Genomic DNA, 15,283 nt, shown 5'->3' on the forward strand with positions numbered 1-15,283 from the left:
CCGCAGGGGGCCAGTGCTCAAGGCCGGTTCACCCCCTCCTCGAACTGAACCGGCCTCATGCACCGAACGCGGCGCCAATCGAATTGGCCAGATCCCGCGCGAAACTTGATTCGTGGCCATCCCAATTTTCGTGAGACTCACCTTCTGCGCACGTGGCATCGGCAGAAAAGCGCAAAAGGCTACTACTCTGGGTCACGATCACACCACGCCCAGCAGAATCGTCGCGACGATGACAATTCCGCATGCCGCGCTGGTCAGAAGCCGCCCGCGCCGTGTATGAGGGTCCGCACGATAGGGGAACAACCCTTGACGGACCCACGTGTAGATAGCCGCGGCGACAACGAATACTGCTCCGTCATAGGGCGTTTCGGTGCCGTAGAGGACGAAAATCAGTGTCGCGAGGCCGATGATCAAGCCTGCGAACGCTTCGATCAGTTGCACGGGGATTCGGCGCACCGCGAGAGTCCGGTCCGAAGCCCACATTCCCCATCTCGACCTGGTAGGTCGACCCGAACAGCATCCTGTCAAAAAGCATCCCGGGCGCCCGATCGCAATCCCGAGAAACAACCCGGGCGTTGTCATGTCCAGTAACACACCGACGCCCAGACCGAAGGCTGCTCCGCCGAGCACCAATACCGCGAGCGACACCACCAAAAATCCTTGTATGCATGCGCCGGCAGAGACGAATTTTCGAAGGCTCTGGCGGTGAAGTGCCAAGTACCAGAGCTTCGCACCCACGTAGCCGAGAAGGCAGCCGAGGATCGAAATGAGAACTGCCGCAGTGGCGTTCTCGCTCATACGGGTCAAGAGCAGTGCCTGCATGACGATGGCGAACACTGCACCCAAACCGACCAACAGCGGCCACGTCCAGAGTCGCACGCCGGGCCCGTGCACCAATGGCGCTGCGGTAGTCCAGGCCGTGGCGGTCTGCGGAGCTGCGATGTCGAACTGCCCGGTGGTGTCGTCCGGAGTTTCGATGCGCTCGGCACTGACAGTCCAACTACCAGTGGCGATTCCGCGGATTCTCGCAGTCACCGCGAAGCGTTCCCCCGCTGGAACACCGTTGACGTGGGTGACCCTCTCGAAACGTTCCGGTTCGCTGCCCGGGCTGTTGCGGGCTCCTCGGAACAGAATCGACAGATCGGAAGTAACCTCGGGCGATTCTCCCCAGTACGTTGCTGCGAGCCCCTGTGGTTCTATCTGCGTGAACGCTTCAGCGCACCCACCGCCGGGCGCAGCGAGTTCCGTTGCAGCGGTCGACTCGTCGTCACCCAATGGCCGGGCAACGCGTTCAGTGCCCGATGGCTTGGTGGGCATCGCCTTTTCGGCGATGGCCGGCGCCGGCGGTGCTTGAGCCAAGGCCGAGGCTGGCGTCGGCGCTGCTTTACTCAGATACGCCGCTGCGGCCGCTGCGGCCAGTTCTTCCACGGCACTACCGGCCGGACTGGGCCTAGCACGGGGTGTTGTGCCGACTTCGTCGTGCGGTCGTGAAGTGGGGTTCCGCTTCGGTGACGTGGCGCGTCGGGCTCGACTCTGCGTCGTAGACCGCTGTTTCGCGCGGGTTTTGGTTGATTTTTTGCTCACCGTCGCCCCAATCTCTCGGTTGGCGCGGATGCCCACCGAACTACTAAGGTCGATAGTAGCTGAACTACGAACCTGGATAGTAGGTCGAGGCCGAGCGCGAACGTGCCGGTGAGCACTGCGCCGCCAGACGAAACGCGTCGGGTCGAGTCAACGGATACTGAAATCCACTGTGTCGCTACAATCTTGCGCACAGTCGAGAAGACTCCCGGAAATGACACCGACCGTCAACCGGCAATCACGCGGACGGTGTAGTAGTTTGCGAGACTGGGTACGCGCCTTGTCCACCACGTTTCCGAAGCCCGTCGCTGTTCATCTGGTTCGGCTTCGGCAGACTCGGCGGCCGATGCAGGACTGGGCGTAGGGATCGCAAATACGTTGCAGCAAGGGTGTGCAAAGTATCGAATCGAACAATCACATCTAAGGGATCTGCAAAATGGAAGCTGACACGATGCGCAATCACCGCCTGGTGGATTTGCCGACCAAAGGCACGGTGTTCGAAACCTCCAGGCCAGTGCGGACGGGAGATATCGACGTCTCAGGCACGCTGCGACTCGATGGCGTGGCACGTTATCTGCAAGACATCGGTTTCGACGATCTCGATGCGAGCGGAGCAGCGGCCGCCCACCCGGCGTGGGTCGTGCGCCGCACTGTCATCGATGTCATCCGTCCGGTCAGCTGGCAGGCTCGTGTGCGCATGCGCAGATGGTGTTCGGGGTTGTCGAGCAGGTGGTGCACGATGCGTGTTCGCATCGAATCTGACTGCGGCGGCCTGATCGAGACCGAAGGATTCTGGATAAATCTCAATCCGGTCAACGGGATGCCTTCCAGGATCGAAGAGAGCTTCATGGCCGGACTCGGTTCCACCACCAACGATCACCGATTGAAGTGGAAACCATGGCTCACCGTTCATCCGGACGATGGGAAGGAAACAATGTTCGCCTTACGATCGAGCGATATCGATCCGTTCCACCACGTCAACAACGCCACCTATTGGCAGCCTGTCGAAGACCTGATACAAGATTGGGCCGGATCTCGAAATCCGTTCCCCTACCGGGCGATTCTCGAATACCGCACGCCCATCACCGCGGGAAACGATGTGACCGTGCGGTACCACAGTTCAGATGAGAGCTTGAGCAGTTGGTTCCTGGTCTCCGATTCGGTGTGCGCGAGCGCCTACGTTACAGCGATCCAAATGTAAGTCCCCGCGCCGGTTCGCCTCACGGAGTCCTTGACCAGGTATGCCGGTAACGGTGGGGTCAGCGGGCGTTCCCGGAGCGAATCGATTTACCTCCAATCTCTCGCCATGTCACTCGTCGACAGTTTCCCGGTAGGCGATGTGGCGCTATTTCGGACAATGCACTGGCAACGCGATAACGAAGGTGGTGCCTTGCCCGGCTCCGTCACTCGCGGCGGTGATCTGTCCACCGTGTGCTTCGACGAGTGCTTTCGCGATGGACAGTCCGATCCCTGCCCCTCCGTGAGCACGATCGCGTGCTGCGTCGGCGCGATAGAAACGCTCGAACAGATAGGGGAGGTGCTCGGCGGCGACTCCATCGCCTTCGTCGGTGAGTGTGAGGATGAACCGATCCCCTTTCACCCGTCCCCGCACCTTCACTGTGCTCTGTGATCGACTGTGGCGCAGTGCGTTGTCGAGTAAATTGCTCAACACCTGCCCTATACGCTCTGGGTCCAGCCACACGGGTGGAAGATTTCCGGGGACGTCCACGCTGAGAATCACTGCTTTCGTGTCGTATCGTTCTTCGTGCGCTGCTACCGCTGACCTCATCAGCACCTCAGGTCTGGTCCAGGTCGGTTCGATTGCAGCTCGATTCGTCTCGGCATCGGACAGTGCCGAGACATCGCCGGAAAACCGTGCCAGACGTCGGGTCTGATCTCGGAGCATCGCAATGGTGTGATCATCGAGAGCTTCCACTCCGTCTTCGAGAGCTTCCATGAATGCTTCGAGAACAGCTACCGGCGTCCGGATCTCGTGCGCGAGATCTGCCAGCAACCGTCTACGCATCGACTCGGCAGACTCGAGACGGACCGCCATTTCGTTGAAGGCAGTCGCAAGTGCGTCGAAGTCGTCACCGAGGTGAGGCGGCGGGACCCTGGCCGCGTAGTTTCCCGCCGAGACTGCCGTGGCGGCAGTTGCCACCGCAGTCACCGATCGCTGCAGCCGACGACTGAGATACCAGGTCACAGCCAGCGCACACAACGCAGCTGCGCCGATCGCCATGGATAACGAGATCGCGGTTGCCGAGCGATATGCCTGTTCGGCGTGCATTTGCTCCTCAGACATGGGAGGCACGCCCGCGCGACGCAGATGCTCGCGGAACAAACTCGGACCGACAGTGACTGCAACGACCCATGAGGTGGCCGCTCCTGCCACCAAGACCAGCGTTTGGGCCATCAACAAACGCACGCCGACACCGAGTCCTCGGCGGGTACGCCCCTGATGAGACGAAAGTTCTTCCAGGGTAGTCATTTTCCGGAACCCATTCGGTACCCGATGCCGCGCACGGTATTGACATACAAAGGCGCGGCGGGATCATCGCCGAGTTTGCGGCGCAGATGACCGATATGAACATCGACAAGATGATCATTCCCTGTCCACTCAGGGCCCCATACCGCTTCGATCAGTTGCCGACGGCTGAACGCCATCCCCGGCCGAGCAGCTAGTGCCGCCAACACGTCGAACTCCGTCCGAGTCAGCAGAACCGGTTTCTCGTCGACCCACACCTCTCGCCCGGCAACGTCGATCCTGAGCACCCCGAACGTCATCGGCGGACTCTCTTCCCCTCGGGTTACCGCTCCCGCGGTTGTACTGTGCGCGGCTCCGCGGCGGGGTCTACGCATCATCGCGCGGATCCTCGCTACCAACTCTCGGGGGCTGAACGGCTTGCTCATGTAATCATCGGCACCGACAGAAAGCCCGACGATGGTGTCCACTTCCTCACTGCGAGCAGTCAGCATCACCACGTATGCATCCGAAAACGTACGAAGTTCCCGGCACACCTCGATACCGTCGATACCGGGGAGCCCGAGATCGAGAACCACCACATCAGGATCGACCTCACGTGCCAGGGCGAGAGCGTCGAAACCGTTGTAGGCCACACTCACCTCGAATGACTCTCGTTCGAGGTAACTCGAGATGATCGAGGCCAGTGGGCGTTCGTCATCGACGACCAGTGCCCGAAAACCTGCGTACCCGTCGGTTGACCGTGTTGACGTACTGTCCATGCCACCATCGTGGACTCCTCAGCCGCCGCTGCGCACGCGATACACGGTATGCGGTCACCTCTTCAGCGAATCTTCATAGAAAGCACACCAATCCCAGAGGGTTCGGCGAGCACTATCGAAGGTGAGGAGAGTGAACGGACATGATGTGGTGGAGCGAGAATTCGGGTTATGGAATGGGTTGGGTCAGCTGGATTCTGATGGCGCTGGCGATGATCGCATTTTGGGGATTGGTCATTGCGGCCCTACTTGCATTGTTTCGTCCCAGACGCAGTACCCGCAGCGAACTCCGTGGTACGAATGCGCAGCACCTGTTGGATGAGCGCTACGCCCGCGGCGAGATCGACGATGACGAGTATCGCTCCCGCAGAGAAGCTTTGGATCGATCCTCTCATCGACACGAGAGTCGTTGACCTCTGCCGCACGCGCGCCCCGGGCTCGGTGGCGTATCAGTTCCGCTTCTCCACAACGACTAGACAAGGACAATCACAATCATGGCTATTGCGCCGTCCACAGGATCGGCTTTCAGTCGACGTACGTTTCTCACCGCCACGGCGGCGGGGGCGGGAGGCCTGGCGTTGACCGCATGCACCACCAGCGGATCGTCCAACCCGAACCCCCCGCCGTTCGACAAAAATGCCATCACGACCGCTGAGGCAACGCGCCCGCATACCGGTCGCACCGTCGATTACACGCTCAATCCGCAGGGCGCCGATATCGATCTCGGCGGCATCAAGGTGCGCACCCTGGCATACGGCGACAGTATTCCCGGTCCCTTGATTCGCGCGAATGTCGGTGACGAGCTCGCAATCACCGTCAACAACAGACTCGATCATCAGACATCGGTGCATTGGCACGGTATCGCACTTCGCAACGACATGGACGGCGCCATGCCGGCAAGCCCGAACATCGAATCGGGGCAGAACTTCACATACCGGTTCTCAGTACCTCATTCGGGAACGTATTGGGCTCACCCGCATGTCGGTCTCGACACCGACTACGGCCTGTATCTCCCCATCGTCGTCGACGACCCCCGCGAGCCCGTCGACTACGACGCCGAATGGATCGTGGTTCTCGACGACTGGACGGATGGAGTCGGCACGAGCCCGCAACAGATCCTCTCCGACCTTCAGTCCGGAAACGGCATGGGTTCGATGGGCGGATCCGGGATGGGCAACATGCCTGGCATGGGTGGAATGAACCACGGGTCGAACGAAACCACGCCGCCCCCCAGCTCAGGTGGTCCGAATTCAGCGGCATCCAGCGCTCTGCTTGGCGGGGACGCGGGTGACGTCAGCTATCCGTACTATCTGATCAACGGGCGGATAGCTTCCGCACCGACAACTTTCTCGGCCGCTCCCGGTCAGCGTGTGCGAATTCGCATCATCAACGCGGGTGCGGATACCGCTTTTCGAGTCGCCCTTGCCGATCACGTGATGTCCGTGACCCATACGGACGGTTTTCCGGTCGTACCGACAGAAGTCGATGCGCTTCTCCTCGGCATGGGTGAGCGCTACGACGTGATCGTCACGGTCAAGGACGGTGTATTCCCGCTCGTCGCCGCGGCCGAGGGTAAGAACGCTCAGGCTCGGACGCTGCTGCGTACAGGCTCGGGCGCTGCGCCCGACGCGTCGTTCCTCCCTCGGGAATTGGCAGGTCGAGTGGGCACGGTCGAGTCGTTCACTGCAGCCGAAAGTGTCGTTCTGCCGCGAAGCGATGGCACCGGTGTCGATCTCGTGGCAGACCTCGGGGGGGACATGATGAGCTACCAATGGACGATCAACGGTCGGAACTACGACCAAACCGAACCTCTGACCGTCAAAGAAGGGGACCGAGCCCGGCTCACGTTCACCAACATGACGATGATGTGGCATCCCATGCATCTGCACGGGCATACGTTCCAAGTGGTCAAAGGTGACGGCGGTGTCGGCCCTCGTAAGGACACAGTCATCGTTCGTCCGATGGAATCTGTCGCTGTCGATCTCATCGCCGACAACCCGGGCGACTGGATGCTCCACTGCCACAACGGATATCACCAGGAGTCGGGTATGATGACCCGCTTGGGCTACATCGTCTGACACGTGGAGACGTCCGAACACACGATCACACCAGCACGGGAGGCGCGACCTGATTGGGCCGGCATCTCATTCGATGCCTCTTCCTACCCCGTTCGGCGAGGTGAGATTGTGGCCGCCCCGGCATCGGGTCAGCGTCCCGGAATCCCCGGCCTCTGCCCTGCCGCTGGACTGGGATCGAAATCCCGCGAACGGCGCAACTGCCCATGGCTCCGGTGTACACCTGGCGACACTCCACGGGCGCTCGAAATTCGACGTTCTCTGCGCGGGCGAATACACGAGGGAGAATCCGACCAAATGTCCGACGGAAGTAGTCGAGGCGCAGCCTTGACTCACCTTCTCCTAACGCGAGTATAGTAGAAACAGGTACCCCCCTGGGGTACCAGACGGGAAGGGAATCATGAGCGGTCAGACCCACTCGCAGCCGAATCTACTCGACAAGACGCAACGCGGCTGTGGATGCAACTCGACGAAGAAACCACCCACCACATCCGCGCCCACCCCTACGGAGGACATCATGTCTGCAACCAACAACACCTTCGCAGTCACCGGCCTCACCTGCGGGCATTGCGTCGGCGCCGTCACGGACGAGCTGCGCGCCCTCCCCGGAGTGAGCGAGGTCGAGATCGATCTCGTCGCCGGAGGAGTCTCCACCGTGACCGTCACAGCTTCAGCGCCCCTGACCGAGGAACAAGTAACTGCCGCGCTCGATGAAGCCGGCAACTATCATCTCGCGAACATCTGACCACGCGTCAATTGGCCGCCGTCGTAGGCAGGTCAGGAGAGGTACATCTGATGAGCACCCTGGACAACACCACCGTGGCCGCCGATTCCGCACACAGTGTCGAATTGGCCATCGGCGGCATGACCTGCGCCTCCTGCGCTGCGCGAATCGAGAAGAAGCTCAACAAGATCGAAGGCGTTACCGCGACAGTGAACTATGCGACCGAAAAGGCGAAGGTCGATTTCACGGGTTCGGTAGCACCTGAAGACTTGATCTCCACCGTAGAGGCAACGGGATACACCGCCACCTTGCCGGCCCCCCAAGGAGTCGTCCGGGGAGGTCGGCACTACCGACGGGGTGACCAGTCGGACCCAGGACGAGACTTCGCAACTGCGGACCCGGCTACTCGTCTCGCTCGCATTGACTGTGCCGGTGGTCGCATTGTCGATGATCCCGCCATTGCAGTTCACGAACTGGCAGTGGCTGGCCTTGACGCTCGCATCCCCCGTCGTCGTCTGGGGCGCACTCCCCTTCCACCGCGCTGCAGTGACGAATGCTCGACACGGCGCGGCAACGATGGACACTCTGATCTCGGTGGGGGTGTCGGCGGCCTATCTGTGGTCGTTGTGGGCGTTGTTCTTCGGTCACGCCGGAATGGCCGGCATGAAGATGGAGTTCAGCCTGTTCCCGCAGCAGGAGGGCGGAGCGGACCACATCTATCTGGAAGTGGCCGCTGCGGTCACCGTCTTCATACTCGCGGGGCGATGTTTCGAAGCCCGCGCCAAGAAGCAGTCGGGTGCAGCCCTACGCGCACTGATGGACATGGGAGCCAAAGACGTAGCGGTGTTGAGGGAGCACACCGAGATCCGAATTCCCATCGAACAATTGGTGGTCGGTGACATCTTCGTCGTCCGCCCCGGCGAAAAGATCGCGACCGACGGCATCGTCACCGACGGCGCATCTGCGGTGGACGCCTCCATGCTGACCGGCGAATCCGTGCCAGTCGAAGTGCGCCCTGGCGACGCCGTTGTCGGCGCCACCGTCAACGCTGGAGGGCGACTCCTCGTTCGAGCAACTCGTATCGGCGCCGACACTCAGCTCGCTCAGATGGCACGACTGGTCGAAGATGCACAGAACGGCAAGGCTCAGGTCCAACGTCTCGCCGACCGCATCTCCGGAATCTTCGTCCCGGTCGTCATCGTTCTCTCACTGATGACGTTGGGTGCGTGGCTTTTGACCGGTCACTCGATGGTGACGGCGTTCACCGCCGCCGTTGCCGTGCTGATCATCGCGTGCCCCTGTGCATTGGGGTTGGCCACACCGACGGCGCTGATGGTCGGAACGGGGCGCGGCGCCCAGTTGGGGATTCTCATCAAAGGCCCCCAGGTTCTCGAATCCACCCGTCAGGTCGACACCATCGTGCTCGACAAGACCGGGACCGTCACCACCGGGCGCATGAGTGTCGATTCGACAGTGACCGCAGATGGCGAGAATATCGACGAATTACTTTTTGTCGCAGGAGCGTTGGAGGACGGCTCCGAACACCCGATCGCGCAGGCCATCACTCTTGCAGCTCGGGCTGACGGCCGGCCGTTGCCGAGAATCGAAGGTTTCTCCAACCACGACGGCCGAGGCGTCTCCGGTGTCGTAGACGGCCGAGCCGTTGCTATAGGTCGGCGAACCTGGTTGGAGCAGGACTGGTCTCTCGTCGCACCCGAGAATCTGGAGGTGGCCGCACACGCCGCGGAAGCCGACGGAAAATCCCCGGTGTGGGTTGCGTGGGACGGTTCGATCCGCGGAATCGTGGTTGTTTCGGACACTGTCAAGGACACCTCGAAAGAGGCCATCACTGCATTCCGGACCTTGGGACTACGTCCCATCCTGCTGACCGGCGACAATGCTCGCGCCGCCGGCGCCGTCGCAAAACAAGTGGGGATCGAAGCCGCCGATGTCATCGCCGAAGTCTTGCCCGCGGACAAAGTCAGCGCCGTCAAAGACCTCCAAATCCGTGGGTACACAGTCGCTATGGTCGGTGACGGCGTCAACGACGCCGCTGCTCTGGCACAAGCAGACTTAGGTCTGGCCATGGGCACCGGCAGCGATGTCGCCATCGAAGCCTCCGATCTCACCCTTGTCCGAGGCGACCTGCGCTCCGCCGCAGATGCGATCCGTCTGTCGCGATCGACGTTGAAAACCATCAAAGGGAACCTTTTCTGGGCCTTCGCCTACAACGTGGCGGCGTTGCCTCTGGCGGCGCTGGGGTTGTTGAACCCGCTGATCGCCGGCGCTGCCATGGCTTTCAGCTCCATCTTCGTCGTCACGAACAGTTTGCGCCTACGACGATTCACCAGTCATGCCACAAGCTCCGATCACTGACTTGATCCCGAATTCGATTGCCCCGGTGATTGCCGTCTCCCTGAACTCTTCGGACGCGAGGCGCGGGAGAGGTCCCACCACACCCGCAACGAATCCAAAGGTTTCACTCCACGACGACCACCATCACGGACGAGGGCAGTCGTCGACTGCTTGGGACACCGTGGTCCTTCATCGAATCTTCACCAAACAGCTAACCAAGGCATATCCGCCACCGGCAGGCTCAAGTATTGAGACACACGTGGACCCCACAACATCACGCCCAGAGGTGCCGACGATCTGCCACACCACGGGAATATGCCACCGAGGTATCCGCATGGTCGCTGCCGCAAGAATGGCGGTCACAACGAGAGGGCGCAGAGATGCATCGAACCACCGTTCTCGAAGTACAAGGATTGCAGTGGGCGACATCGAAAGCCGCAGTCGAATCAACTCTCCTTCGCCGACGCGGAGTCGTCTCTGCCGAGGCCAACGTCCTCAACCAAACTGCCACGGTCACCTACGACCCGGCTGCAACCTCGATACCCGAACTGTCTCAATGGATCCGGGACTGCGGTTATCACTGCGCAGGGCGATCGGTGCCCGCCCACAGCTGCGACCCCCTCTCCGAACCAAACGACAGCACCCGCGCCACGCCCTCTGAATACCACGTTCATTCAGACCACGTCGACACATCAACCGACGCACCGGTCGAACACCCCGGAGAATCTCCTCACGGCGAACACACGGCGCACGAACCACATGCTCAACACTCTGCACAGGACATGATGGGGCACGGAGGCGCCCACGCCGGAATGTCGATGGACGACATGGTCCGGGACATGCGAAATCGCTTTCTCGTCGCTCTCGTTCTGTCCATTCCGATCATGCTGTGGTCCCCGATGGGGCGCGACATGTTCGGATTCACAGTTCCCGCCCCGTTCGGACTCCGCGACGACGTATTCACCCTGATACTGAGCTTGCCAGTGGTGTTCTATTCGGCCTGGATCTTTTTCGACGGCGCTTATCGGGCTCTGAAGGCCCGCACCCTCGACATGATGGTCCTCGTTGCCGTCGCCGTCGGAGCGGGTTGGCTCTACAGCGTCGCCGTCACGTTCACCGGCGGCGGCGAGGTCTTTTACGAGGCCGCGTCGGTGCTGACGGCCTTCGTCCTGCTCGGACATTGGTTCGAGATGCGAGCCAGAGGTGGAGCCAACGACGCGATTCGCACACTGCTCGAACTGACCCCGCCATTGGCAATCGTGTTGAGAGACGGCGAACCGGTCGAAGTTCCCACCGCCGACGTTGTCGTCGGAGACCTGTTACTGATCCGACCAGGCGGCAAAGTCCCGGTCGATGGAACGGTCGAGAGCGGGACTTCCGAAGTCGACGAGTCGATGGTGACTGGGGAAAGCCTTCCCGTGTCCAAAGAACCGGGATCCACAGTCATCGGTGCGTCCATCAACACGACGGGCACACTTCGCGTCCGAGCAACCAAAGTCGGTGCCGACACCGCCCTGTCCCAAATAGTGGCGTTGGTCCAGGAAGCGCAGAACTCGAAAGCGCCGGGGCAACGGTTCGCTGATCGGGCCGCGTTCTGGCTCGTCCTTGTTGCTTTGATCGGCGGCACCGGCACCTTCCTCGTCTGGTGGGCGGCGGGCGCAGGAGTGCAGACCGCGCTTCTGTTCGCGATCACCGTCGTTGTCATCACCTGCCCCGACGCTCTCGGTTTGGCCACGCCCACCGCCATCATGGTCGGCACCGGACTCGGAGCTCAACGAGGAGTGTTGTTCAAAAATGCCACCGCGCTGGAATCCTCGGCGCGCATCGAGACGGTAGTGATGGACAAGACCGGCACCCTCACCAAGGGTGAACCCGAAGTCACCGACGTCGTCGTCGACGGTATCGGCACCGATGAACTCCTTTCCCTCGTCGCGGCGGTCGAACGCGAGTCCGAACACCCCCTCGCCGGCGCGATCGTCCGCTACGCGACCGAACGCGGCGCCCCGGAGGTTCCCCTCACAAATTTCCGTAATGTGCCAGGTCATGGTGCGGCTGCGGAGGTAGACGGTCGTCGAGTGGCGGTGGGCAACCGCAAACTGATGATCGCCGAAAACGTCGACTTCGGCACATTGATGGGCACACGCGACGACCTCGCGGCCAGCGGGCGCACAGCAGTACTCGTTGCCGTGAACGGACAGGGCGTCGGGGTGATCGCACTCGCCGACGCTGTCCGAGAGACTTCCGCCGCCGCAGTGGCGGCGCTGCACGACTTGGGCGTCGAAGTCGTCATGCTCAGCGGCGACAACGAAGCCACCGCACAGCGCATCGCGGGCCAGCTCGGTATCGATACCGTCATCGCGGAAGTGCTCCCCGGCGACAAAGCCGCCAAGATCGTCGAGCTGCAAAATGCCGGCAAAAAGGTTGCGATGGTCGGGGACGGAGTCAACGATGCTCCTGCGCTCGCACAAGCGGACCTCGGTATCGCCATCGGCGCAGGTACCGACGTCGCAATCGAAACAGCGGACCTCGTGCTGATGCGGTCGGACCCACTCGACGTACCGGTCGCACTACAAATCGGGCGAGGCACCCTCCGTAAGATGCGACAGAACCTCGGATGGGCCGTCGGGTACAACGTCATCGCCCTCCCCATCGCCGCTGGAGTCTTCGAACCCTCCCTCGGACTCGTACTTCGCCCAGAGATCGCAGCGCTCTCGATGTCCGGATCCAGTTTCATCGTCGCAGTCAACGCACTACTGCTGAAGCGACTACGCCTCCCTTCTCCCCCAGATCAACACCGGCCTTCACCAAGCACAACCCCGAAGTCCACCTCACAGAACGCCTCATGACCCGACAACAGATCTCCCAACGAAAGGGATTCCCGATATGAAGAAGATCCTCGCAATCAGTGCTGCAGCAACTGCAGCACTATTCGTCCTCACCGCATGTAACAGTTCCAATTCCGATGGAACCACCTCCACACCGATGTCAATGAGTGTCGAGTCCAGTAGCTCGGCGGACGCGAGCACTCATAATCAGGCAGATGTGACATTTGCCGAGCAGATGATCCCTCACCACAGTCAAGCCGTCGAGATGAGCGACATGCTCCTCTCCAAAGAAGGTATCGACCCCCGAGTGACAGCGTTGGCAGAACAGATCAAAGCGGCGCAAGGCCCAGAAATCGAGCAGCTGCAGGCCTGGTTGACCAGCTGGGGACAAAGTTCGTCCTCCTCGGGCATGAACATGCCGACCACCTCCCACAGCATGGAAGGCATGACACCCTCCACCAGCATGAACATGCCCATGCCCTCCGAAAGCATGGGAACGATGCCCGGCATGGAGGGGATGATGTCCGCCGACGACATGACCGCGCTGCAGAATGCACAGGGAACTGACGCCGCGAAACTGTTCCTCACTCAGATGATCGACCATCACCGCGGAGCAGTCGCGATGGCGCAAACTGAAGTTGATTCCGGACAGTATCCCGAAGCTATCTCCATGGCGCAGACCATCATCAGCACGCAAAACGAGGAAATCACCACTATGGAAGGCATTCTCGCCACGCTGTGATCACGACTTCCGGCGTTCGTCGCTCGGATTTCAATCGGATGTGAGCACACGCGGCTCGGTGTCTCTGCCCGACAATTGATCTCGGCAGAGGCACCGAGCCCTTCTATGTGACAGGTCAACATCCCCGGAGGACGCCGAACGCAATGTCGGCAACCTCATTTGTCGAGGAGTTTGGTAATCACACCCGCCGATATCCTGGGACCAGCGCGCGACGTCTGCGTGCGCGGTCACATTCATCGACTGCCGGGGAGGAGAGAAAACGGGTGCACAAAAACCCGACGCCTGAACCGACCCGAATCGATCTGTTGCATCAATCAGGTCCAGGCGCAAACCGAGCCCATCGATTAACGAGGGACTGGCCGGGTACGCAAACGAGAACAGACGACGTGGAGGTCATGATGCAGGACGTTCGGAGGGGGATGACCGACTTCGAGTTGATCGCGGAGGCGTACCGACTCGAAAGCCAGCCGATATTGAGCAGGTGCGACCACATCAGGTTGACACTGATACACGATGAACTCGAGTGTCGGCGCAGGACCTCGGGCAAAGAAACTCCCTGACGCGGCGCCCACAACGGCTTCCGCCTTGCAAGGGCAGGAAGTGCGCATGATTGACAAGTTCGATCACCACGTTCACACACTCACATCAGAATGGCTGCGCCACTCCCCCGGCATGCAGGCGCGGGGCTCCCCCTGATCCATATATGCCCCCGCGCCACTCTCACCCGCTCGCTCTCAGTTGAGTCCCGCGTACGAATGGAGGCCGGAGACATCCATCTTGATGATGAGATTGAACAGCATTGCGACGAAACCGGCAGTGATTATCCAGGCGGCACGGGTATCGCGCCAACCAGAAGTAGCACGCGCGTGCAGAGAGGCGGCGTAGATCACCCAAGCGATGAAGGAGATGTGAACGACGGTTGAAAACTAGACCACCCGTCGTTTCTGGACTAGTTTTCAACCGTCGTCAACAGGAGACCGTTTCCTTGGGGTCCCATCCTTCTTGACAACATCCAATCGCGCACTAGGAGCGTTCGGGGACCGCAGTACCGATCGAGTCCTTCGACACACAAGTACGCACTCCGCACGCCCGCTCACCTTTCAGCCGCTGCCGAAACGCGCCCGCCATCAAAGCCAGTGAAATCAGCCCCAGGACCGGTTGTATCGGTGCCCACAGATTCAACGCACCCGTCACACCGACAGTCATGATCACCAATTTGTTGCACACCGGACAGCCGACGGCCAACAGAGACAGCGCGTTGCTGCCAATGCCCACGCGCGAGGGTACGGCAGAACTGGATTGCGTTCGCACATACGTCGCGAGTATCAAGCCACTCAGTATCGCGGTCGCGATCCACACCGGATAGTTCCACCACAGCACCGGAGTCATCCGCTGGTAGAACGAAGTCGGCACTATCCCGGTGGGGACGCCGACGATGAGCGCTGCTGCCACCGCACCTGCCGACGCAGTAATCCAACGCCAGAGCGACCAATTCGTCATCGCCGATGTTCCTCCCCCATACAGTGAACTACTAAAAGAGATAGTAGTTCACTGTATGAGACGACCGGAAACGACAATCCTTCAACGACTTGCATCCCACCCGACAGGGGTATCACCGAGGTGCACGTGTGTGAAAGCGAAGTTGGTTGGGCCCCCGTTAGCAGTCCAGCACCTATGCGATAGCTAGTTGGTTTTCTTGAGTCCAGTTTTCCCAGTAGCGGTTTGGCGTCATGCCATC

At 60.8% G+C, this 15,283-nt stretch carries 11 protein-coding genes and 2 pseudogenes; 8 read left to right on the top strand and 5 right to left on the bottom strand.

The window, feature by feature from the left end; genetic code table 11:
- Window positions 1–198: 198 nt before the first annotated feature.
- On the bottom strand, window positions 199–1,428 hold the full coding sequence (locus ABH939_RS30460; protein WP_051720982.1) for a prolipoprotein diacylglyceryl transferase family protein: 1,230 nt from the start codon (window positions 1,426–1,428) through the stop codon (window positions 199–201).
- 589 nt (window positions 1,429–2,017) lie between these two features.
- On the opposite strand from ABH939_RS30460, the gene ABH939_RS30465 reads away from it, so the two are divergent.
- Window positions 2,018–2,782 (top strand): acyl-[acyl-carrier-protein] thioesterase, encoded by a 765-nt coding sequence (locus tag ABH939_RS30465; protein ID WP_151096955.1) that lies wholly within the window; start codon window positions 2,018–2,020, stop codon window positions 2,780–2,782.
- A gap of 144 nt (window positions 2,783–2,926) precedes the next feature.
- Here ABH939_RS30465 and ABH939_RS30470 read toward each other — a convergent pair whose 3' ends face one another.
- Both ABH939_RS30470 and ABH939_RS30475 read right to left on the bottom strand, forming a co-directional pair.
- Window positions 2,927–4,072 (bottom strand): cell wall metabolism sensor histidine kinase WalK, encoded by a 1,146-nt coding sequence (locus ABH939_RS30470; protein WP_151096957.1) that lies wholly within the window; start codon window positions 4,070–4,072, stop codon window positions 2,927–2,929.
- The gene (locus ABH939_RS30475; RefSeq protein WP_151096959.1) at window positions 4,069–4,827 is read right to left on the bottom strand and encodes a response regulator transcription factor; all 759 of its coding nucleotides are present in this window, start codon (window positions 4,825–4,827) and stop codon (window positions 4,069–4,071) included. Before ABH939_RS30475 ends, ABH939_RS30470 begins: the two co-directional genes overlap by 4 nt.
- Window positions 4,828–4,967: 140 nt before the next feature.
- Between ABH939_RS30475 and ABH939_RS30480 the strand changes: the two genes are divergently transcribed.
- The 7 genes and pseudogenes from ABH939_RS30480 to ABH939_RS30510 all read left to right on the top strand — a co-directional run bounded on the left by ABH939_RS30480 (window position 4,968) and on the right by ABH939_RS30510 (window position 13,545).
- The gene (locus tag ABH939_RS30480; RefSeq protein WP_047270634.1) at window positions 4,968–5,237 is read left to right on the top strand and encodes an SHOCT domain-containing protein; all 270 of its coding nucleotides are present in this window, start codon (window positions 4,968–4,970) and stop codon (window positions 5,235–5,237) included.
- An 81-nt stretch (window positions 5,238–5,318) separates the two neighbouring features.
- Complete coding sequence (locus ABH939_RS30485) at window positions 5,319–6,902, top strand: multicopper oxidase family protein (protein ID WP_151096961.1); 1,584 nt, start codon at window positions 5,319–5,321, stop codon at window positions 6,900–6,902.
- A 514-nt stretch (window positions 6,903–7,416) separates the two neighbouring features.
- Window positions 7,417–7,644 carry a heavy-metal-associated domain-containing protein gene (locus ABH939_RS30490; protein ID WP_030537788.1) on the top strand — a complete coding sequence of 76 codons (228 nt, stop codon included), beginning with the start codon at window positions 7,417–7,419 and terminating at the stop codon, window positions 7,642–7,644.
- Window positions 7,645–7,763: 119 nt separating this feature from the next.
- Window positions 7,764–7,865 (top strand): annotated as a pseudogene (locus tag ABH939_RS30495) (cation transporter); the annotation flags it as partial.
- Between the two features lie 115 nt (window positions 7,866–7,980).
- The gene (locus ABH939_RS30500) at window positions 7,981–9,999 is read left to right on the top strand and encodes a copper-translocating P-type ATPase (protein ID WP_371736603.1); all 2,019 of its coding nucleotides are present in this window, start codon (window positions 7,981–7,983) and stop codon (window positions 9,997–9,999) included.
- Window positions 10,000–10,358: 359 nt separating this feature from the next.
- Entirely contained in the window at window positions 10,359–12,824 is a 2,466-nt protein-coding gene (locus tag ABH939_RS30505) for a cation-translocating P-type ATPase (RefSeq protein ID WP_151096963.1), read from the top strand.
- Window positions 12,825–12,861: 37 nt separating this feature from the next.
- A complete protein-coding gene (locus ABH939_RS30510; RefSeq protein ID WP_151096965.1) occupies window positions 12,862–13,545 on the top strand; it encodes a DUF305 domain-containing protein in 684 nt (227 codons plus the stop codon).
- A 734-nt stretch (window positions 13,546–14,279) separates the two neighbouring features.
- On the opposite strand, the pseudogene ABH939_RS30515 reads toward ABH939_RS30510, so the two are convergent.
- Together ABH939_RS30515 and ABH939_RS30520 are read right to left on the bottom strand one after the other, a co-directional pair.
- Window positions 14,280–14,453 (bottom strand): annotated as a pseudogene (locus ABH939_RS30515) (c-type cytochrome biogenesis protein CcsB); the annotation flags it as partial.
- 115 nt (window positions 14,454–14,568) lie between these two features.
- Complete coding sequence (locus ABH939_RS30520; protein ID WP_151096967.1) at window positions 14,569–15,045, bottom strand: hypothetical protein; 477 nt, start codon at window positions 15,043–15,045, stop codon at window positions 14,569–14,571.
- Window positions 15,046–15,283: the final 238 nt, after the last annotated feature.

Origin of the sequence: Rhodococcus sp. 27YEA6, from assembly GCF_044908235.1 — a bacterium.
Taxonomy (GTDB): Bacteria; Actinomycetota; Actinomycetes; order Mycobacteriales; family Mycobacteriaceae; genus Rhodococcus_F; species Rhodococcus_F qingshengii.